Source organism: Bifidobacterium oedipodis (genome assembly GCF_012932425.1).
Taxonomy (GTDB): Bacteria; Actinomycetota; Actinomycetes; order Actinomycetales; family Bifidobacteriaceae; genus Bifidobacterium; species Bifidobacterium oedipodis.
The window spans coordinates 313,497-333,981 of the sequence record NZ_JAAIII010000004.1 but is presented as its reverse complement, the minus strand read 5'-3'; the positions used below and the strand labels follow the sequence as shown (position 1 = coordinate 333,981).

At 54.9% G+C, this 20,485-nt stretch carries 21 protein-coding genes and 3 tRNA genes; 18 read left to right on the top strand and 6 right to left on the bottom strand.

Annotated elements, in window-relative coordinates:
* The first annotated feature begins 84 nt into the window (after positions 1-84).
* The 6 genes from G1C95_RS08345 (at position 85) to G1C95_RS08320 (ending at position 5,138) form a co-directional block, all read left to right on the top strand.
* Entirely contained in the window at positions 85-1,449 is a 1,365-nt protein-coding gene (locus G1C95_RS08345; RefSeq protein ID WP_169172479.1) for an ABC transporter permease, read from the top strand.
* 15 nt (positions 1,450-1,464) lie between these two features.
* Positions 1,465-2,112: a response regulator transcription factor gene (locus tag G1C95_RS08340; protein WP_169172478.1), complete on the top strand. Its 648-nt coding sequence runs from the start codon at positions 1,465-1,467 to the stop codon at positions 2,110-2,112.
* Between the two features lie 49 nt (positions 2,113-2,161).
* On the top strand, positions 2,162-3,346 hold the full coding sequence (locus tag G1C95_RS08335) for a sensor histidine kinase (RefSeq protein WP_169172477.1): 1,185 nt from the start codon (positions 2,162-2,164) through the stop codon (positions 3,344-3,346).
* A gap of 52 nt (positions 3,347-3,398) precedes the next feature.
* Positions 3,399-3,998: an ABC transporter permease gene (locus tag G1C95_RS08330; protein ID WP_169172476.1), complete on the top strand. Its 600-nt coding sequence runs from the start codon at positions 3,399-3,401 to the stop codon at positions 3,996-3,998.
* Positions 3,999-4,010: 12 nt separating this feature from the next.
* The gene (locus G1C95_RS08325) at positions 4,011-4,643 is read left to right on the top strand and encodes an ABC transporter ATP-binding protein (RefSeq protein WP_169172475.1); all 633 of its coding nucleotides are present in this window, start codon (positions 4,011-4,013) and stop codon (positions 4,641-4,643) included.
* Positions 4,644-4,718: 75 nt separating this feature from the next.
* Complete coding sequence (locus G1C95_RS08320; protein WP_169172474.1) at positions 4,719-5,138, top strand: peptide deformylase; 420 nt, start codon at positions 4,719-4,721, stop codon at positions 5,136-5,138.
* Between the two features lie 32 nt (positions 5,139-5,170).
* On the opposite strand, the gene G1C95_RS08315 is transcribed toward G1C95_RS08320, so the two are convergent.
* From G1C95_RS08315 to G1C95_RS08295, 5 genes are all read right to left on the bottom strand, one after another.
* Positions 5,171-5,962 carry a YdcF family protein gene (locus G1C95_RS08315; protein ID WP_169172473.1) on the bottom strand — a complete coding sequence of 264 codons (792 nt, stop codon included), beginning with the start codon at positions 5,960-5,962 and terminating at the stop codon, positions 5,171-5,173.
* A gap of 64 nt (positions 5,963-6,026) precedes the next feature.
* Positions 6,027-7,067: an ABC transporter permease family protein gene (locus tag G1C95_RS08310; protein ID WP_169172472.1), complete on the bottom strand. Its 1,041-nt coding sequence runs from the start codon at positions 7,065-7,067 to the stop codon at positions 6,027-6,029.
* 38 nt (positions 7,068-7,105) lie between these two features.
* Positions 7,106-7,708, bottom strand: coding sequence for an ATP-binding cassette domain-containing protein (locus tag G1C95_RS08305; protein ID WP_169172471.1), 603 nt, complete (start codon positions 7,706-7,708; stop codon positions 7,106-7,108).
* The gene (locus G1C95_RS12425) at positions 7,698-8,609 is read right to left on the bottom strand and encodes a peptidoglycan-binding domain-containing protein (RefSeq protein WP_240947491.1); all 912 of its coding nucleotides are present in this window, start codon (positions 8,607-8,609) and stop codon (positions 7,698-7,700) included. The genes G1C95_RS08305 and G1C95_RS12425 overlap by 11 nt, the downstream gene beginning before the upstream one ends.
* A 184-nt stretch (positions 8,610-8,793) precedes the next feature.
* Positions 8,794-9,384: a hypothetical protein gene (locus tag G1C95_RS08295; RefSeq protein ID WP_335341420.1), complete on the bottom strand. Its 591-nt coding sequence runs from the start codon at positions 9,382-9,384 to the stop codon at positions 8,794-8,796.
* Between the two features lie 162 nt (positions 9,385-9,546).
* On the opposite strand from G1C95_RS08295, the gene G1C95_RS08290 reads away from it, so the two are divergent.
* The 10 genes from G1C95_RS08290 (at position 9,547) to G1C95_RS08245 (ending at position 18,007) form a co-directional block, all read left to right on the top strand.
* Positions 9,547-10,203, top strand: coding sequence for a response regulator transcription factor (locus tag G1C95_RS08290; protein WP_169172470.1), 657 nt, complete (start codon positions 9,547-9,549; stop codon positions 10,201-10,203).
* Positions 10,200-11,486, top strand: coding sequence for a sensor histidine kinase (locus G1C95_RS08285; protein ID WP_169172469.1), 1,287 nt, complete (start codon positions 10,200-10,202; stop codon positions 11,484-11,486). The genes G1C95_RS08290 and G1C95_RS08285 overlap by 4 nt, the downstream gene beginning before the upstream one ends.
* Before the next feature lie 163 nt (positions 11,487-11,649).
* Positions 11,650-13,590, top strand: coding sequence for an acyltransferase family protein (locus tag G1C95_RS08280; protein WP_335341419.1), 1,941 nt, complete (start codon positions 11,650-11,652; stop codon positions 13,588-13,590).
* A 141-nt stretch (positions 13,591-13,731) separates the two neighbouring features.
* Positions 13,732-14,754: a ribose-phosphate diphosphokinase gene (locus G1C95_RS08275; protein WP_169172467.1), complete on the top strand. Its 1,023-nt coding sequence runs from the start codon at positions 13,732-13,734 to the stop codon at positions 14,752-14,754.
* 118 nt (positions 14,755-14,872) lie between these two features.
* Positions 14,873-14,943, top strand: a tRNA-Gln gene (locus G1C95_RS08270).
* 152 nt (positions 14,944-15,095) lie between these two features.
* On the top strand, positions 15,096-16,478 hold the full coding sequence (gene glmU, locus G1C95_RS08265; protein ID WP_169172466.1) for a bifunctional UDP-N-acetylglucosamine diphosphorylase/glucosamine-1-phosphate N-acetyltransferase GlmU: 1,383 nt from the start codon (positions 15,096-15,098) through the stop codon (positions 16,476-16,478).
* Positions 16,479-16,488: 10 nt separating this feature from the next.
* Positions 16,489-16,884, top strand: coding sequence for a ribosome silencing factor (rsfS, locus tag G1C95_RS08260; protein WP_169172465.1), 396 nt, complete (start codon positions 16,489-16,491; stop codon positions 16,882-16,884).
* A 12-nt stretch (positions 16,885-16,896) separates the two neighbouring features.
* Positions 16,897-17,601, top strand: a complete 705-nt coding sequence (locus tag G1C95_RS08255) for a histidine phosphatase family protein (RefSeq protein ID WP_169172464.1) — start codon at positions 16,897-16,899, stop codon at positions 17,599-17,601.
* A 183-nt stretch (positions 17,602-17,784) separates the two neighbouring features.
* A tRNA-Ala gene (locus G1C95_RS08250) sits at positions 17,785-17,857 on the top strand.
* 77 nt (positions 17,858-17,934) lie between these two features.
* Positions 17,935-18,007, top strand: a tRNA-Ala gene (locus G1C95_RS08245).
* Between the two features lie 61 nt (positions 18,008-18,068).
* Here G1C95_RS08245 and G1C95_RS08240 read toward each other — a convergent pair.
* Positions 18,069-19,574, bottom strand: coding sequence for a DUF4153 domain-containing protein (locus G1C95_RS08240; protein ID WP_169172463.1), 1,506 nt, complete (start codon positions 19,572-19,574; stop codon positions 18,069-18,071).
* 134 nt (positions 19,575-19,708) lie between these two features.
* On the opposite strand from G1C95_RS08240, the gene G1C95_RS08235 reads away from it, so the two are divergent.
* Positions 19,709-20,248, top strand: coding sequence for a DUF2975 domain-containing protein (locus tag G1C95_RS08235; protein WP_169172462.1), 540 nt, complete (start codon positions 19,709-19,711; stop codon positions 20,246-20,248).
* Positions 20,248-20,460, top strand: coding sequence for a helix-turn-helix domain-containing protein (locus G1C95_RS08230; RefSeq protein WP_169172461.1), 213 nt, complete (start codon positions 20,248-20,250; stop codon positions 20,458-20,460). The genes G1C95_RS08235 and G1C95_RS08230 overlap by 1 nt, the downstream gene beginning before the upstream one ends.
* Positions 20,461-20,485: the final 25 nt, after the last annotated feature.

The following is a 20,485-nucleotide window of genomic DNA, read 5'->3' as shown; positions in this document are numbered from 1 at the left end:
ACATTGCCGGGATAGCCTGCGTGCAGAGTTGCGGATATCAGGCTTGAGGTATGCCGCAGAAGGACACGTATAAGGAGTGCGGCAATGGTAAAACGAGCTTGGCTGTATATCACAAGGAAAAGAATCAAGACGTTGGTTCTGCTTCTGGTGCTGTTTGTGATGGGAACGTCGCTGATCAGCGCGTTGGCCATCCAAAAGGCGGCGGCGGTCTCGGAGGAGCGGATGCTGGAAAGAATCGGCTCGGGATTCTCCATCTCCAACAATCTGCAGTACAACATGGGCACCAGCCGCGGCGAGGGCAATGTGCCGGCACAAGCGGTCGATGCGCTCTGCGAGGTGGAGGGCGTCACGAAGTGCCTGAAACGTATGAACGGCATCGCCGAAATGGAGAACGCCAAGTTGGTTCCGCTCTCCGGAGCGACAGGAAGTGCGGAACCGAAGGAATATGAACGGGTGCTGGCCTTTACCGGAGAAAACGATTCCTCTCTGGATAAGAGCTTCACGGGAGGCATTCTCAAGCTGAAAGAAGGCAGGCATCTGCAAGATGGCGACCGTAACAAGGTGCTGGTGCATGAAACCTTCGCCAAGAAGAACGGATTGCATATCGGCGACGCGCTGACCCTGTCACCTAGCGCATATGACCAGGAGAACCGCAACCAGTCAGGACAGGCGGTGAAAGCACAAATCGTCGGATTGTTCTCAGGAACGAATCCGATAACGCCGACCATGCGGGAGGAGATGTGCGAGAACACCGTGTTCAGCGATCTCGATACGGTGAAGCAGCTGTACGCGTATGACGAGGGCGAAGAGATCTATCAGGACGCGACCTTCTATACCAAAAGCGTCTCCGCTACACCGGAGGTCATGAACAAGGCGAAGAAGCTGGATGTGGACTGGAAATCCTACGAATTGACGCAAAACGGAAGCGACTATGTGGCGCTTGGAGAGTCCGTGGAAACGCTGGGCAGAATGATTCGCCTAATGCTGGGTGGAAGCATTATCGTCGGAGTTGTAGTGCTGTCCTTCTTCCTGTTCATGTGGGTACAAGGGCGCAAAAAGGAGATGGGCATCCTGATTTCCGTAGGTATCTCGAAAGGGAAAATCGCAGGACAGTTGTTATGCGAGGCTTTGATCATTGGAGTGTGCGGACTGGGACTGTCTTACTTCGGAGGGCGGGCGATCGCCAAGTCGGTCGGAGCGTATTTTGTGAACCGGGTATCTGAAGAAAGTGTCAACAACCTCAACAACGGACTTAGCGGTATGCTGGGAGCGGATCTGGAATCGGCTGCTACGGCGCAGACGATAGACCATCTTGACGTTATGATCGGCAATGAGGAGGTTATCGCTCTTTTTGCAATCGGTATGCTCGTGATTATGGCAGCGGTTTTCGTCTCTGTCCTGCCGATCCTGAAGAAAAAGCCGAAAGAGATTCTGACGCAGATGAGTTGAGAAGGATATGGCTCAATGAAAATATTGGTGGTTGAAGACGAGGAATCGATCAGAGAAGGAATTGGCGAATTTCTACGAAGCCAAGGATATGAGGTGAAAGAAGCCGCAGACGGCTTGGAAGGCTTAGATGTTTTTCGGGAATTCCAGCCGGATCTGATGATTCTCGATATTATGATGCCAAAGATGAACGGGCTTGCCATGCTCAAGGAGATTCGAAAAACAAGTCGTTTGCCGGTGCTGATGCTGACGGCAATGAGTGATGAGAAAACCCAGGTGGCGAGCTTTGATGCTCTGGCGGATGATTACATCAGCAAACCATTTTCCCTGCTTATTTTGAAGAAGCGTGTGGAAGCACTGCTTCGCAGAAGCGGCAGGTCTGAATCCGTGTGGACATGCGGAGAGGCGAAAGTCGATTTTGATGGATTTCAGGCTTGGTATCAGGAGGAGGAAGCTGATCTCAAGCCGAAAGAAATTCGGCTTTTGAAGTATCTGGTAGACCACACAGGGCAGGTGCTTACCAGACAGCAGATGTTGGATCAGTTGTGGGATATGGAGGAAGCGCCGTTCGACCGAGTAATCGACGTCTATATCAAGAACCTCAGAAAGAAACTGCATTTGGAATGCATCACAACGGTGAAGGGAGTCGGCTATAAAATCCAGTGAGAAAAAACACAAAGATCTGTTTTGGAAAACATTTCTTTGGATTCTGCTGTTGTTCGGATGCATCATCGCGGTGGTGCATCTGTCGCTGTATGCTTTGTTCCCGGTCGTGTACACACAGCAGATACAGTCGGCATTGGACCGCGATGCGGCGGTCATCGGGGAAATGCTGCAAACAAGCGATCGGGAGTCAAGCGAGGAGTTTCTCCAGACCTATGCGAGGAAGAACCAGCTAGGCGTGCTCGCGCAATTCGGTGATGAGACGGTGTCTTTTCAGGAGGGGACAATCGCCGTTCTGGAGTTCTTGGACTCCGGAGAAGAACTCTCCGTTCGGGGGAGCGGGGATGTCGAAACGATCCTCACTGCGCATGGAGCAGTGCGTCTGCAGGATGGAACGGCCGTGCGGTTTCAGGTTATGGAAAGTACGGCACCGGTAAAAGAAGCGTGGCGGATCACACGTCTTGTACTTCCGGTGACGACGCTGCTGTCACTGGTGATATCGTTTGCGTTCTCGTGGCTGTACTCGAGAAAAGTGACCCGACCGGTGCTGGCCATGATGGAGGAAACAAGGGAAATGAAGGTGAATTTCCTCCGCAGCGCATCCCACGATTTGAAGACGCCATTGGCGGCACAACGGATTCTTCTGGAAAACATGCTGTTGGGTGTGGGGAAATATAAGGATCGAGAGAAGTATCTGGAAGAGGCGATCGGACAAGTTGATCAGTTTACCAATATGGTCAAAGAGATTCTGGATGCATCCAGAATGTCGGAATTTTATCAGGAGACGAGCCGCATTTCCATTACCGAAAAACTTCATTCCATGCTGGGGGAGCAGGACATGCAGATTCAGCAGAAAGGACTTGAGGTAGCGCTTCAGGTTCCGGAACAATATACCGTCACCATGAATGAGACGCTCGCCGACTGCATACTTGGCAACCTCGTCGATAATGCGGTGAAATACTGCGAGGATGGTGGGCGCGTGGAAATCACGTTAAGAGGGGACAACCTGCGGATCTTCAATTCCTGCGTGCCGCTTCAAGAAGAAGACTTGGAGCAGGTCTTCGAAGCATTCTATAGGCCGGAATATTCAAGGCATACGCATGCGGAAGGCAATGGTCTCGGGCTCTATATGGTCAAAGAAGGATTAAGGCTCTCGAAGATTCCTTACACGTTCCAAGCTCAAGACGATGGCATGTGTTTCCAAATGAATCTAAAAAAGGTTCGTAATTTCATATAGGTTTCATATCTGCCAGTTAACGTCCATATCAGAATACAGCAAGGAGACGTGTATGACGGTATGGAGACAAGCCTGGTATTATGTTGCCAGAAAACGAGAAAAAACCATGGTCGTGGTGGCGATACTGGTCACTATTATGGTTTTGCTTAGTGCGGTCCTGACTATGCAACAGGAGGAGTCCAGCAAGCGGCTGGATTCCGGGCAAGGCGTGCAGCAGTTTTCGACTCAAGTAGACATGGCACAAGTCGAAACGGTTAAGGCCGTGGAAGAGACGAACAGTACGATGCAGACTCTGCTTCAAATCATGGTTGTGATTCTGATTGTTATGAGCATTGTGGTGTTGTCTTGTTTGCTGGTCTTCCGAATTCGAGAGAGAAAATATGAGATCGGTATTCTCATTTCGATAGGAAGAAGAAAAGAACAAATCGTAGCGCAGCTTGCGGTGGAAATGCTCTATCTGATAGGGATGGCGATTCTTCCGGCATTGGTTATAAGCGTGGGGCTGTTGCAACTTTTGGGCTACGGGATTCGCATAGAGAGTTTTCTGGAAGCGATCGGCATTTGGATAGTGGCGGTGCTGGTGTCCCTTGTCGTATCCGCTCTGGGAATCATGACCAGAAACGCCAAGACAATTTTGATGCAAATCGATTAGGAGAATAACAGTATGTTGCAGTTACAGCAGGTAGGGTACATCTATCATAACGAAGCCCAAAAGCAGGTTTTGAACAATGTGACTCAGACGTTTGAGCCGGGGAAATTCTATGCGATTGTTGGAAAATCCGGCGCAGGAAAGTCGACGCTCCTGTCGCTTCTGGCAGGACTGGACGAGCCGACCACCGGAAAGGTATTGTTCCGCGGGGAAGACATCGCACAGGGCGGATTCGAGAAGCACCGCAAAGAACACGTATCGCTGATTTTTCAGAACTACAATCTCATCGATTATTTGACGGCGTTGGAAAACGTGCGTCTGGTTCAACCCAAAGCCGGAGTGGAAGTTCTGGAAAAACTGGGAATCAGCGCGGATGAAGCCAAGAGGAACGTACTGCAGTTATCCGGCGGACAGCAGCAGCGAGTGGCCATCGCGAGGGCAATGGCGGCCGATACTCCGGTGATTCTGGGCGACGAGCCGACCGGCAATCTGGATGAGCAGATGGCGGCGGAGATCATCACCATCCTGCAGAAGCGTGCACATGAAGAGAACAAATGCGTGATCGTCGTCACGCATAGCAGCCAAGTCGTCAAGGGCGCGGACGTGGTGTTGGAGCTTGCGAGGAAAACACTGGTTTCCCGTTCCTGATTTGCCTTTTGAACGGCTACAATTGTCGGGTTCGAGTGGCTTCCATCTCGCAATGTTCGTCGATAAGGAGTGGTGATGCAGCGTCCGATTATGACTTCCCGTTCGTTCCTGCGCATGCCGTGCGCTGAGGCTGGGGCCGACGATGAGTCCGTGGCACAGGATCTGGTGGATACGCTGGAGGCCAACCGGTCGCGTTGCGTCGGCATGGCGGCGAATATGATCGGCGTGAACAAGCGAATCATCGTGTTCGTAGACGATGAGCTGAGTGGGCGTATCAGCGTGATGTTCAATCCGGTGATCACCGCCTGCGACGGCGCATTCGACACCAAGGAAGGCTGCCTGTCCTTGGACGGCGAACGCCGCACATTACGCTACCGTCGCATCGAAGTCGATTATCAGGATCGTCGCCTGCGTGCGCGCCACGCCACCTTCACCGGTTGGACCGCGCAGATCATCCAGCACGAGGTCGATCACTGCAACGGCATCGTCATCTGATAACTGCTCGCTAATGACGAAGCGGGCGACAGTCAGCCGGCCAACGATCGTAGGAGGAATTTAATCTCGGCGAAGAATTCGCGCACCATATTGTTGACCAACATATCGGGAGGGGAGCCGGCTGGCAATCCCTGCGCCTGCGGCAATCCTTGGACATGCGCAATCTGCAGCGCGCGGAACATGTGAAAGTTGTTGGTGACCAATCCTACGGAGGCATCGGCAGTGCTTTGACCTCCATCAGCCGAAGCTTTATCAAGCAGCTTCAGACTGTAACGGATATTTTCTTCGGTGGTGGTTGACTTGCTTTCTTCAAGAATACGGTCGGCGCTGATGCCGTGCTCTTCAAGATATTCCGTCATGCCCTGTGCTTCAGGGAACGGCTCGTTGGCACCCTGCCCGCCGGAGACCACGCATATGGTTTTCGGATTATCGTTGAGATAGTCGATTGCTGTGTTCAGTCGATAGCGCAGCACACGACTGGGCCCGCTTTCACGCACCTGCGCGCCCAGCACAATCACATAGTCGAGTCCTGGGCCCGCAGTGGTGTTCATTGCAGCGATGATGCGCGCCTCCACCACGCCGAAGCATGCCACGCCTAGAATCAATACCGTGACGATTACGTTGCGCATCATCTTTGGCAGTAGCGCCCACCAATGCAAGAGGAAACTGAACCCCAGCAGTGCGAACAGCGCGGCGAACACCAGCCAAACCATCCAGAAACTTGTGCCGGAATGCGTGCCGAGCACGGCCATAGAGTAGGCGGCGCATGCCACCGCCAACACTATGCAGATACCGAATACAACACGGCTGCCGATTGTCCCCATAATCAGACCTCCTCATGCGTTCCCCCAAGCCTAGCACCGGCGAATATGATACGGTTTGCCCAATTTAGCGTTCTTTGAAATATGCGAACAGATGGCTCTCCTTGATGAGCGCGACATTGCCCATCGCCGATAACACATATGCCGTGTACACAGTAAGACAGGGTTGCACAATCGTTGTTGTTACGGCGGCAAAATCCACCGCATCAACAAGCCATGCGGACAGGGCATATGACAGAGGTACGGTAAGCAGTGCACAGATGAGGATTGCTGCACTTGATTCGATGCAGAGCTGCAATACCAGAGCTGATTTGGATACGCCGCAATGGAGCGCGGAAGCAAGTTCCATACGTCGCAATCGTACGATGATCGTACCGAATAATGCTCCAAGGATTGCGGCCAGAGCGGGTAACCCGATGGTAAGACGGTTCATCCACATAGCCTCGCCATCGAAGGCCTCGCCTTGTGAGGAATTGAGCTGACTGAGCGTGATGGAATTGCCGTTGTCGGACTTTGCGGTCGGTGTGAGCGCTGACCATATGGCATCGCGAACCTGATCGGATTGAGGCCATGTGCGGACCCAGCAGGCGTCGAAGATATCCGTGTCAGGAACTTCCTCCAAAGCCGCGTAGGAATAACCAGGCATTCTGCCATCGTCCGGATAGTCATAAGTGCCTTTGACGAGTGCATGCTGCCCATCCTTTAACGCTAAGGTATCTCCTTGCTGCAGGTTGAGTGTTGAAGCGAGTTCGTTCGAGATCAACAGACCCTGTTGTGTTGCATCTTGCTTGGCTTTGAGCACTTTGGCGAATCCGGAGGTGATTGCATATCGCGGCGTCTGCGTATCGGGAAGCGCCGAGACGACAAGAGAGTCAATTTCCCTGATGGCTCCGGAAGCTTGGACATCGTATAGATCGGACAAATTGTCGCATGATGTTCCATCAATACCATTCGGAGCGCCAAGCACAAGGATATTCGCACCAATGGCTTGATATTGCGTCGCTTTATTGAGGATTTCCGTAGAAATTCGCAGTTCGATAGCTGCCGCACCGCCAGACAGTAGCGTAAGAGTTGTCACGATGGTGATGAATCTGGCGGAACCTGCCATGATGCCGCGCCACGCTTCGGAAAGAATCGATGATAATCTCATTGGTAATCTTTCAAATCAATAATGTCTGTGCAGGCGTCACGAGTGCGTGAATCATGAGTGGAGACTACGACTATGGTGTTGGCTCCCGCCATATGCGCTAGCGATTCGCTTACGACAGCCGCAGTGGTCATATCGAGTTGGGCGGTCGGTTCGTCAACGAGCATCAGCGAGGGGCAGGCGGCAAAGGCCCTGGCCAGCATTAGCCGTTGAGCTTCTCCGCCTGATAGATCGGAAAAACGCTGAGTTGCTATTTTTCCCAGATTGAAACGTTCAAGTAGATGCGATGCCTGCGATTCTGCCTGCGAACGAGTGCGCCCTTTGGCAAGCAATGGCAGACAGACGTGATCGATGGCGGTACGCTGGGCGATTCCATGAGGATTTTGAAATACCCAGCGCATGGAGGCTACCTCGTGGCGCTCCACTGTTCCCTGCGTCGGTCTGGTCCATCCTGCGATGATGCCAAGCAGGGTAGATTTGCCGGACCCGCTGGGACCCGTAATCGCATAGACATGTCCCGGTAAAAGTGTGGCGTACAGATCGTGAAAGAGCAACGGGCCGGTGCCATAATGGTGAGCGATATTGCGGAGTTCAACTTGCATCGCACGATTGCGTTTCTGGTGAGATCTGAATGGTCTTCGGAGCGTCGCCGTCTATGGTGATCAGTGTGCGGCCCAGCGAACTGCCTACCACATGTGCGTTCACGGGTTTGTTATTGCTGGAATCGACTACACACCCATCGGATCGGTTAAGTCCGATCAATGATTCAGCCGGCACCGAATATACATTGATGCTTTGTTTGAGTTTGTAGTTCACCGGCACACTGGTAGTGGATTGCTCGTCTTTGTGATTGTCCAGATAGGTGTTCCACGAAAGCATGGCTGCCAGAGCGTTTGGATCTGTCACTTCGCCATTGTCGTCAATGGGATAATCCTGTTCGTTGATGGTGACGACCCGTTCCCCGGCGATACGATTCTGCGGTAAGGCATTGGCTTTGATCCGCTGTACCCCAAGGCTGGTTGTGAATGCCGGCATATCGGAATCCGCAGTGACACTTGCTCCTAGTTCCGCCGCGCATCCGGTGGTGGACATATTATCTGTGGAAATCCAGACGATGAGATTGTGATCGAATACACCGTTTTGCGCGGTTCCTCCGGCCAGAGCGTATAGCGCGCGCCAAGCGTTCCACGTATTCCAATCGAACGTGCCGGAAAGGGAAGTCCCATACCCCAGCCGTGCCAGTTCATTTTGTAAGGCTTGTATGTCATCGCCTTTGTCCCCGTATGCAAGGTCGCGGAACAGCGGCACTTCGGTATGCAAACTGATCAGCGGAATACCATCAATGTCATATTCGTGAGAGCCAGATGCGATAAGCCCATCGGTGGGGCATTCAGCATACGTGATTGTGCCATCCATCGGGAACGGTATATTTCGAGCCTGCGAGGAGGTGACGTCAAGATTCAAGGTGCGTGCATCGTCATATTGAACCTGATGCAGAGCCATTGAACCCACATTGTTGGATGATGCAAGTGAAGGTGGCGTCGCATGATGTGTCAGGCCGATGGCTAATCCGGCTCCAGACGCCAAACAGGCGACCATGCATGCCGCGACAACAGCTATACCGTGTGCGTGGTGCCCATGTTTCGGTGCCTCTTCCATGTGAGGGTGTCCTTTCGACTTCCCGGTGTCACTTATTGGGGTTTGCCAGACATTGAGCGAACTCGTTTGAGCCGGTGTCTAATTGCGAACTTCCCTGAGGTTTTGCTGATTCGGTGAGATAATCCTGCTTGGTGAATGATTGGGGAACGATTTTCTTGCGCTTCAGACAATCCACAATGAGCTCAATCTCGTCTGCATTCGTTGGATTGGTTGCCATGCGTTCATACAGATCACGGATCAGCAGGTTGGTTCCCCGAGCACATTCCATGCTATCGGCAGTGACTTTTTCCGAATCATATCCGTCATCTGCGTTCATGCTTTCCTGCATAAGACCAGTGGATTGATCCGTAGTGAATTCAATGTTGTCACCCTTGGAAACCATGCACTGCTGATAGCGTTCATTGGCCTCGCGATAGTCGGATTCACTGATTTTCCCTGCATCGATCGCTCGTTTGAGTACTGTGCGTTCAAAATCGCTTGTGGCGGATTGCAGTGCCTGCTGCAATTGAGCATCATATGAAGCATCCGGTTGAGATGATGATTGCGTTGGCGGGTTTTCATCTGCTTCAGAAAATGATGAGCAGGCTGACAGCGGCAATATGAACGATATGACGCTCACGGCAACCACTACTTGTGTTCGTATATTCATGAGTCTCGAATGTATGGGGAATGCGTGCGAAGCTGGGCGATATTGACGTGCTTTTGACTGGAATTGACCTATTGCTGACCTCGTTGAATGAGGCTGCTACAGTGAGCCCCAATATCGGATAAGGGGGTGCCCATGAAAGCGCTGATTGCGGAAGACAATGCGAATCTGGCCGATGTGGTGAGTATGGGATTATCAATGGAGGGGATTCAGACGCGTGTTGCATATGACGGTCGTGATGCCATGGAGGAGTTGGACAGTTGCGATTATGACCTGCTGATTCTCGACAGGGATTTGCCTGGCGTCCACGGCGACGAGATAGCTCGCAGACTGAGCGAGCGTCATGATCCAGTCCACATTCTTATGCTCACTGCCGCAGATAAAACCGAAGATGTGGTGCAGGGGCTAGGGCTTGGTGCGGATGACTATGTAACCAAACCGTTTGATTATGCGGTGCTGCTGGCGCGAGTCAATGCTGTGCGTCGCAGAAAAGAACTCTGCGATGACGCGGTGATTCAAAAGGGAGAATTTCAAGCCAATTTTCATACCGGTGTCATCACCGTTGAAGGGAGGCGCCTCCGGTTTGGACAGCGAGAGCTTGCTGTTCTGAAAACATTAATTCAGGCCCAAGGCGGCGTGGTTGGCGCAGATCGTTTATACAAGGAAGTTTGGAAGGACGACCATGCTCGTACCCGAGGCATCGTCAAAACAACAGTGTATTCGATACGTAACAAAATAGGTTTGCCTGGTTTTATCGAAACCATTCCAGGTCAAGGATATCGGATTCCATGAAGCGCATCGGATTCATGATTCGGCGTTCTGTTATGAGACCACATGTGAAGTGGTCCACCCGTGCGCAACTTATTGTCGTTATCGGTGTCGTATTTGTTCTTTTGACAGCCATTGTTGCGATAGGCACTGCCGTTATTGTCGATAGACAAATTGACACAGTGACGGTAGGACGTGCGTTGCATGCGGATGCTGGGACTGCCGAACAATATCGCCAATTGGATTCTGAACATAGCTTTTCCGCGAATCCTGATGACCCGTATGTGTCGGTGGGTGCGAACGGCACGACTCGTGAGCTTGCCATCAGCGCGTCACGTGGCAACGAGACAGCGCGCAATCTTCTGCTTGCCGCCACTGTTCTGCCGATTGTGGTATTTGGTATGTTGTCCGCCGTAGCGACGTGGATTATTGCCACGCGAGTGCAGCATCGAATCAACTGCGTCGCGCGGCAGTTGCGCACATCCGATAGAGGTTTGCTCAAACATGCCATTCATGTTCCCCAACGCAACGATGCGGCGTCCATTATTACACAAGCATATAACACTGCGGTAGGGGATTTGAATGAGACAATCGCCAGAGAAAAGCGGTTTATAGCCGACGCCTCGCACGAGCTCAAGAATCCGCTTGCCGCAACATCCGCTGCTCTGGAGATACCGTTGCATAACGGTATCCTCGATGATCGAGCATTGCCTTTTATCGAGAAGGCACTGGCCTCCAACCGAGGCTGCATCATCCTAGTAAATCGCTTGCTGGAGCTCGCCAAAATTCAAGGACTCGATCAAGCCCATGTCGATACGATTGACCTGGCAGACATTGTCAGGGAGGCCCTGTGCCAGCTCGGCGATTCTATGCCAAGTGACTTGAGCGTAAGCATTCAGTCGGAGTCGGTTATCGTCCACGCAGATGAGCTTCTCATGATCCAACTCGCTAAGAACCTAATCCAGAATGCAGTCGAGCATAACTGTGCCGGTGGGCATGTATGGATTGTTACTAAGCAAGACAATGATGCGCGCGATACCTGCTATGCCATGCTCATGGTGAGTAATACGGGCGAGGATTTGACCAATATTGCGATGGATGATTTGTTGGTACCGTTCAATCGTGGGCATGCCAGCAGGACTAGCGCTCGCGGATCATCTGCAGACCTGCGTGTTAATCATGGGCTAGGACTATCAATCGTCCACGAAATTGTACTGTTGCACCACGGCATGATGAATCTTCAAGCAAGAGCGGAAGGTGGTTTATCCGTCACGGTTCGAATTCCCCTGGACTCGTATGAGAATTGATACTGGTTTCCGGTCTGTGGTTAATCTTCTTGAACTGAAAATCGGTTTTTCGAACGTGTGTGTGGTGAATTCGTACCAAACTTCAAGCTAGAAGACGTGGTGCGGGCGGTGGTGTAAACTCCCTATGGTTTTGAGTGAGGTATGGAGAATAAGGACCGCTGACGTGACAAGCCAGAGATTCGTCGGATTGGATGGCATCAAGGGGTTCGCCCTGATTGCCATCATGCTGTATCACTGCCGACAGGGCATGCTGCCTGGTGGCTTCTATGGGGTGGACGTGTTCTTCACCGTGTCGGGTTTTCTGACTGCGGTGAGCCTGTTCCGCTCCCTTGCCCGCACTGGCAGTGTGGATTTGGCGCGATATCTTCCCAAGCGTGCTGTGCGCCTATACCCGGCGATAGTAGCCATGGTGCCGATTATTGTTTCGCTGGCATGGCTGTTCGACCACGATATGCTGGTCGCCATTCGCGATCAGGTCATCACCGTGGCGCTTGGCTGCTACAACTGGTATGCCATCGCCTCAGGGCAAAGCTACTTTGATCAGATGAATCCCCAGGTGTTCCGCCACCTGTGGTTCGTCGGCGTATTGATGCAGTTCTACATAGTGGTGCCACTGATTGCATGGCTTATGTGGCGCATCCGGCGAAGCTGTTTCGTTCTGCTGATCCCGGTGGGATTGGCGGCTGTCAGCAGTCTGCTGATGTGCGTGTTGTACCAGCCCGGCGGCGATCCCACGCGCGTCTACTTCGGTACCGATACCCATGCCACTGGTTTGTTGCTTGGTGTGGCTTTAGCATGGCTGGTCACTGGGGCAGAGCGCACGCAAACGCATGGTGAAGCTCAATCGCACGCTCCACGCACCATCCAATCCGCGAATATGGAACAGTTGTCCCAACAACTGCCACAATCTACTGAACCTCCTGCACCATCTCTTGTACCTGTTACACCTGCCACGCTGCCCCCAGCGAGCAATACGGGCCGATTGGTTGGCGGACGCGTATGGAATGCAGTCATGCCTCTGCTGGCCTTCATCAGTCTGATCGTGCTGATTGCGCTCGCGATCAACGGCAAACAGGATGATTTCGCCTTCCGCGGCGGCATCCAGCTTGCCAGCGTGCTGGCTGTGCTGCTGATTGCTGGAACCATCAGTGCCGAATCTTGGATGCAGGATCTGATGGTATTCAAACCATTGGCGGCTCTCGGCACCTATTCGTATGGCATCTATTTATGGCATTGGCCATTGTGGATTGCCGTCACCGCGCTTGCCCCGGCGTTCATCACATCCAGCGGCACGAGGGTGCTGGTGTTTACCTGCATACTGACGGCTGTGGCCGCGACCGTGTCTTGGCTGGCCGTCGAACGGCCGGCGGCCTCACATTCGCTGCTGGACGTTGTGCTGCCATGGCGTGGCAACGCATTCCGCATCGCCATCGTCGACGTGATACTGGTGGCCAGCATCTTCGGCTGTGCGCAAGGCATTATCCATGCCCCTGCCAAAACGGCCATGCAGTATCAGTTGGAGCAGCAGGCGCGCGAACTGGAGGCCACACAGCAGCGAACCGGCAACCTGTTGCGTCATCCCGCGCCGGCACCGCCCAAGCCCAAGCATGTGATGCCTGCGGGGCGGGATATCACCGCCGTCGGCGACTCGGTGATGTTGGCCTCATCAACAGGCCTGTCCGCAGTGTTTCCGGATATTATGACCGATGCCAGCGTATCCCGTTCGATTATGGTGGCGCCGCAGATCCTGCAGGATTATGAGCATGCGGGCACATTGCGGCAGTGGGTTGTGGTGGGTCTCGGCACCAATAGCACCATTACCGGCGACCAGTTGGATGGGCTGCGCAAGATTATCGGTCCGGATCGTGTGTTGGTGCTGGTTACCGCGCACGGAGATCGCACCTGGATCCCTGAAGCCAACCAAGCCATGTCCGACTATGCACAGGCTCACAAGGATGATGTGGTGCTTGCCGACTGGAACGCGGCGGTGAGCGCGGATACGGCGATACTGGCGTCCGACGGCATCCATCCGTCCCTAGACAGTGACCTGTATGCGCAAACGATTAAGTCGTCCATCGAACAGTGGATAGCGGCGGGGCACTGAGAGGGAATTAATCGGGAGCTGATCGCTACTAGCTGGTGCTCACCGAACGAAACGATGCGCGGCGACGCGGTATGGTCGGTCCCAGTCGCCAATCGCGGCTAAACTAGGATTTTGCATCTGCGAAAGCACACGTTGGGAGTAATGGTGAGCGCAATCCTTGAAGGAAAGCCCGATAAAAACCTGATTCTCGTCACCGGACGGATTCACCCGAAACTGGCTCAGGACGTCGCCGATCAGCTCGGCATCGACGTGCTGGAGACCACCGCATACGACTTCGCCAATGGCGAGATGTACGTGCGCTACACCGAGTCGGTGCGTGGTGCCGATGTATTCGTGCTCCAAAGCCACTACCAGCCGATTAACAAGGCGATTATGGAGCAGCTCATCATGATCGATGCGCTGAAGCGTGCCTCCGCTCGTTCCATCACCGCCGTCTGCCCGCTGCTTGGCTATTCTCGCCAGGATAAGAAGCACCGTGGTCGCGAGCCCATCTCCTGCCGCCTGGTTTTCGACCTGCTGAAAGCCGCCGGCGCGGATCGTATCATGTCGGTTGATCTGCACGCCGCGCAGTCGCAAGGTTTCTTCGATGGCCCAGTGGATCACTTGGTGGCTATGCCGGTACTGGTGGACTATATTCGCGATCGTTTCCAAGGTCATCTGGACAATGTCGCCGTTGTCTCCCCGGATGCCGGCCGTATCCGCGTGGCCGAACAGTGGGCCCAGCGTCTTGGCGGCGGCCCGCTTGCCTTCGTGCACAAGACGCGCGATATCACCCGTCCGAACCAGGCCGTCGCCAACCGTGTGGTCGGTGACGTGGCCGGCAAGGATTGCGTGCTTGTCGACGATTTGATCGACACCGCAGGCACCATCGCCGGTGCGTGCCGGGTACTGCAGGACGCCGGTGCCAACTCGGTGACCGTGGTCGCCACGCATGGCGTGCTGTCCGGTCCTGCTGTCGAGCGTTTGAGCAATTGCGGTGCACGTGAGGTTGTGCTCACCGACACGGTGCCGATTCCTGAGGAAAAGCGTTGGGATGGCCTGACAGTGTTGTCCATCGCTCCGCTGCTCGCTTCCGCCATTCGTGCGGTTTTCGAGGATGGGTCGGTGGCCGAACTGTTCAACACCTATCCCGAGCATCACGGGCAGGGCTTCCTGTTCGCCTGACCTCCCGTCACTCTGCGTTGTCGACATTATCGACGCTGTTGGCAACCGCGCGACACTTCGGTGGCGGATGGCGCAGGGCTATGGTATAAATAAACACTTGTGAGCTTTGGCTCACGATTCCCCCATGGTGTAATGGCAGCACACGGGTCTTTGGAACCCTTTGTCTTGGTTCGAGTCCAGGTGGGGGAGCAGCGAGACGGTTACCCGACATCCGGGTGACCGTCTATTGTTTTTCACAGCAATACTGTCCACGGTCGTTGTCTGCTGTCATGCATGCCCTGTGCTGCGCTGATAATGCTGATAATCGCGACCGTCACACCAAGGAAGGGACAACCGCACCCATGGCACTATCCGCCGCCATCATCCTCGCCGCCGGCGAGGGCACCCGTATGCGTTCCAACAAGCCGAAGGTTCTGCACTGTTTCGCAGGACGCACATTCCTGCACCGGGTTATGGATTCCGTGGCAGCGCTCGAACCTGAAACGCTGGCTGTGGTGGTGCACTATCAGGCCGAACGTGTTTCCGAATATGCACGCAACTATTATCCGCAGGTCACTATCGTCAACCAGGATGATATTCCCGGCACCGGCCGCGCCGTGCAGTGCGCGATGTCCCAACTGTCACAGAACAGCGAGCTGACCGGCCCTGTGCTGATCGCCGCCTCCGACATGCCCTTGCTGGATGCCGACACGTTGCGCCAGCTGCTGGAATTCCATGAGCGCAGCGGCAACGGGGCAACGGTACTGACCACCATCCTCGACGATCCGACCGGCTACGGGCGTATCATTCGCGACCGCGACGGCAATGTGCTGCGAATCGTGGAACAGAAAGATGCGAATCGCAGTGAACTGGCGGTACAGGAAATCAACACGTCCGTTTATGTGTTCGATGCCCAGGTGCTGGCACGCGCCATCGCCGGACTGAAATCGAATAACGCACAGGGCGAATTCTATTTGACCGACGCATTGGAAACCGCCAAGGCCGATGGTGCCGTCGGCGCCTTCGCCGCGCCGGATCCGCTGAGCGTGGAAGGCGTGAACGATCGCGTGCAGCTGGCGGCGCTGTCCAAGGCACATAACCGCCGCGTCTGCGAACATTGGATGCGTGAAGGCGTGACGATTCTCGATCCTGATACCACGTGGATTGAGGACGAGGTGACCATTGGGCGCGATGCCACCATCCTGCCGGGCAGCTTCCTGCAAGGGCATACGGTGATCGGCGATGATGTTGTGGTCGGCCCCTACACCACACTGATCGACGCAACCGTTGATGACGGCGCCGTGGTGGAGCGTTCGCGTGTGCAGGAATCGCATATTGGTGCACGTACGAATATCGGCCCGTGGACCTACCTGCGTCCGGGCAACGAATTCGGCGAAGAGGCGAAGGCCGGCGCGTTCGTGGAAATGAAGAAGGCACACATTGGCAACGGCACCAAGGTGCCGCATCTGAGCTATGTCGGGGACGCCGAAGTGGGCGATCACACCAACATCGGCGGCGGCTGCATCACCGCCAACTACGATGGCGTGCACAAGCATCGCACCACAATTGGTTCCGGTGTACACGTTGGCGCGGGCAATATGTTCGTCGCGCCGGTGCAGGTGGGCGACGGTGTAACCACAGGCGCGGGCTCGGTGGTACGCCATGCCGTGCCGGACGACGCCATGGTGTATTCGGAAAACACGCAACACACTGTTGAAGGCTGGAAGCCTGCCTGGGAGCGCTGAAAGGAGTTTCATGTCCGCTCTGCAATCATCCATAGACGCCATCCGCATCGCCGCCGAAGCGGCCGACCGCATCAAAGCCACTGATATCGTGGCCTTCGACGTGGCCGACCTGCTGGGCATCACCGACATCATGATGATCGCCGGCGCATCGAATGAACGCCAGGTGCTTGCCGTGGCCGAGGAAATCGAAAAGGATCTGTTCGTCAAATGCGGCGGCCGCCAGCCCCGCTCGCGCGAGGGCGTGAGCGAAGGCCAATGGGTGCTGCTTGACTACGGTGATTTCGTCATTCATGTGATGCATGAGGAATCTCGCGAATTCTACGGGCTGGAACGCCTGTGGAAGGATTGCGCACAGATCGATTTGCAGCTGGCGCATCCCGAGCGCTCCGGCGACGAATCCGACTGAGGGGAGAAGCCAATGGCTGCACAGCATGTTCGTTCCATTTTTCTGGTCCGTCATGGGCGCACGTCGTATAACGCGGCCCATCGCCTGCAAGGACAGGTTGATATTCCGCTTGACGCCGTGGGCGAATGGCAGGTGCGTCAAAGTGCGGCGGCGTTAAAGGATTTGTATGTGGATCGTCGCCCCGAAGTGACGAACCGACTGATTGTCTGCTCTGATTTAAGCCGAGCCCGCGCTACGGCGCAGGCTTTCGCCGACGCGCTGGCTGACGGGACTGAAGTGCATCCCGACGTGCGCGTGCGCGAACGCAGCTTCGGTGATTGGGATGGCCATGCCGTCGCCGAATTGGCCGAACGTTATCCTGAGGATTTCCGCTCATGGATGGAACATCGCGGCGGAGAGCTCAAGTACGGTGCCGAGCCCAAGGAAGACGTCGGTCGTCGAGGCGTCGAAGCGTTGCATGACTGGTCCACGCGCGCCGGAGCGGACACTGACCTCTACATCTTCTCGCATGGTGCGTGGATTTCGCAAACCCTGCAAACCCTGCTGGGTATCAGCGTTGTCGATCCGACGTTCGCATCGGTGCTGTCCATGAGGAATGCCCACTGGGTTCGTCTGATTCCCATGGATCTGTCGGATGGCAGTGTGCGCTGGCGTCTGATGGACTATAACCATGGTCCCGCCGTGGCGGATACCGAGGAATGGGAACGCGAACGGTAAGGGGCTCTACAGGCGGCCGTAAGGGCGGTGGTGTTTGTTGCGCGTCGGGCTGATTTCGTTGCGGAATTGGTTCGACGCGCGACACGCCCACACTGGTCTGGCTTGCCAGATTGAATTTCTTTGGGTAGAGTAACTCAGGTTTGTTGCTAAGGCTTACTTGGCAATAACGAATAAATGAATTTTGGGGCTATAGCGCAGCTGGTAGCGCATCTCCATGGCATGGAGAGGGTCAGGGGTTCGAATCCCCTTAGCTCCACGAGGAAGCCGGCTTGTTCGGTTTCTCTGCTGGTTCGCAGCGGGTGGTATGCTCCTGCGAATCGGATAACTTCATACGGGGCTATAGCGCAGCTGGTAGCGCATCTCCATGGCATGGAGAGGGTCAGGGGTTCGAATCCCCTTAGCTCCACAGATAAAGAGGCTTGGAAATGTTCGTATTCCAAGCCTCTTTGCTTATCTGGCTGCTGTCGTCAAAAAGTGGCATGGGCGGCGAACGTCATGTTCCACTGGGCAATCACCCAATCGGGATTAGAGTATCCCAGTGCTAGCCACCAGACCAGCAGCAATACGAATGTCATCGTAGCCATAGGAATGCGTTCATTGAATAGTCGCACGAAGGCGAGCGCCAATACTATCGCCAGTACCGCGATGAAGCTGAGCGACAACCATCTGAGCCAGGTCATGCCGTATGCGGCGATATACAGTGCAAGCCGTGTCGCGGCGGAAGCCAGCATCACGCCAGTGGCGGCAAGCAACCCAATCTGCATGCCCATAATCGGTTTCGTGCGTGGCGCGAACAGCAGCACCAGAGCGAAGCCGCCGAGATTCAACGCGGCGACCAGCAGCAGCTGGAAGAACCCTTGGCGAGCGTATTCGGAGTAGGTATATCCCGCAGGCAGACCCGCTCCTGCGAACAGGAACGTGAACTGGAACGCACAGAATATTACGTACAAGGCCAGTACCATGGCGAGCACCACAGTGGTGATCGTCGCGTCACATGCTCGCCGCTGCTGTGCACGTGCGAGGGCATGCAATTCGGGTTCCGCACGGCGTTCATCCACGCTTGCCAGCAACGAATGCGCAAGCGGAACAAGCACGATGATGATGGACGTATGGAAGACGAATGCGCTCACGTTGATGGTGTCGATGACATGCACCACGGCATAGGAAAACACCTCGTCCGCCTGCATGAGCAATGGAACCAACAGTGCGACGATAGGCAGCGCGATGAGCAATGCGATACCGATTTTGCGCAATGTGCTGCCCTGCGCCCCCGAGCTTGTGCCGCTGCGGTTCGCCGAACTCAGATCCGACAGTGTGCGCGCCAACGCGCCCCAGCGGGTAAATGGGCTAACAAACCAACCTCCCAGCCAGTCTACGACAAGCTGAGCGGGCCGGCGTCGGTCGAATAATCCGGGGGAGAGCTGCAGAGCGGCCATAAGCAGCGAAGGCAGCACCAGTACGGAAGTCAGTGCCGCATATATCGCATTCGCCGGTATGCCAGACGGGCTAATGCTGGCGAATGTGTGATTGAACATCATCAGCCATACGCAGCAGGCGACGGCGGCGGTATTGGTGAGCCACCACAGGGGAGAGCGTTTGGCTTTCACGGCAAACAGAGCAATATCTATGGCGGTAACGGTCAGGCAGAATAATCCCCAGGTCGTCCATACGCAGGTGCGGCTGTCAATGGTAAGCATCAGGCGATCGAATAGTACCGGAACCGCAATCGCCGCAGCCAATATGGCGAGGCGATGGGGGAACGGCGCTTCTGGAACGGGTGCCGGCGACGGCTGGGTGGCGGTTGCGTTGTTGATGGTGCTGGTGTCGTTTGCGTCGTCGGCGTTGGTTGCTGCGCCGGTGGTATCTGTGGTGTCGGCGTCGACATCGGCATTGGTGTTGACGCCGACATTGGTGTTGACATCGGGGGCTTTGGTGTCTTCGGATGTGGCCATGGACTTGTTCGTTGTAGTCATGCCTCACACCATAAACTATCGAATAACGATAGATTGTTATCGAAACTCATATTCTTCACCAATGTTGCATATCGAATAACGATAGTTTATTATCGAATTGCAATTACTGTCTCCTTAGTTGAATGGAGGAAGCCATGGAATCGACAATTCATGAGGAACGTCATCCCGCGGCCATCAGAGCGTTGAAGACGTTGATTGTAGTGGGCGAGCTCATCTGCCTGTTCGGACAATGGCTGGTATTCGAGCTTTCCGGCGAAATTGTGCGCATGATTCCCGAAACCGCGCCGGCATTATGGCCATATCGCATCGCTGGCGTGCTGGGCGTACTGTGCTTCGAAATCGCGCTGATTGCCGTATGGCCGCTGCTGACGCTGGTCGAACGACAGGATGTGTTCTCCGGCCGGGCGGTGCGCTGGGTCGACCTCATCATCGGCTGCGCCTGTGCGGAAGGGGTGGTCATGCTTGCTGTGCTGGTCTTCTCCAATCTTGGGCTCAGCTATGCGTCCCCCGATGGAAGCGGAACGATCGCGGCCGTTCTGGGCGCGCCGCTGTTCGAGATTGCGTTGGTCTGCGCACTGCTGCTGATCGCCGCATTCGTCTTGCTCATGCTGGTCATGCGCTCGCTGCTGACCCAAGCCATCGCTCAGCGTCGCGAGCTTGAGGCGGTGATCTGATGGCCATCCGCGTGAATCTTGATGTCATGCTCGCCAAGCGCAAAATGAGCGTGAATGAGTTGGCGGATGCCATAGGCATCACGCCGGTCAACGTATCGGTATTGAAGAACGGCCGCGCGAAAGCCGTGCGATTCACCACGCTCGACGCCATCTGCAAGGTGCTTGACTGCCAGCCCGGTGATCTGCTGGAATATGAGGCTGAAGAAGGCTGAGGCTGCGCAACATGCCGAAGCGGCA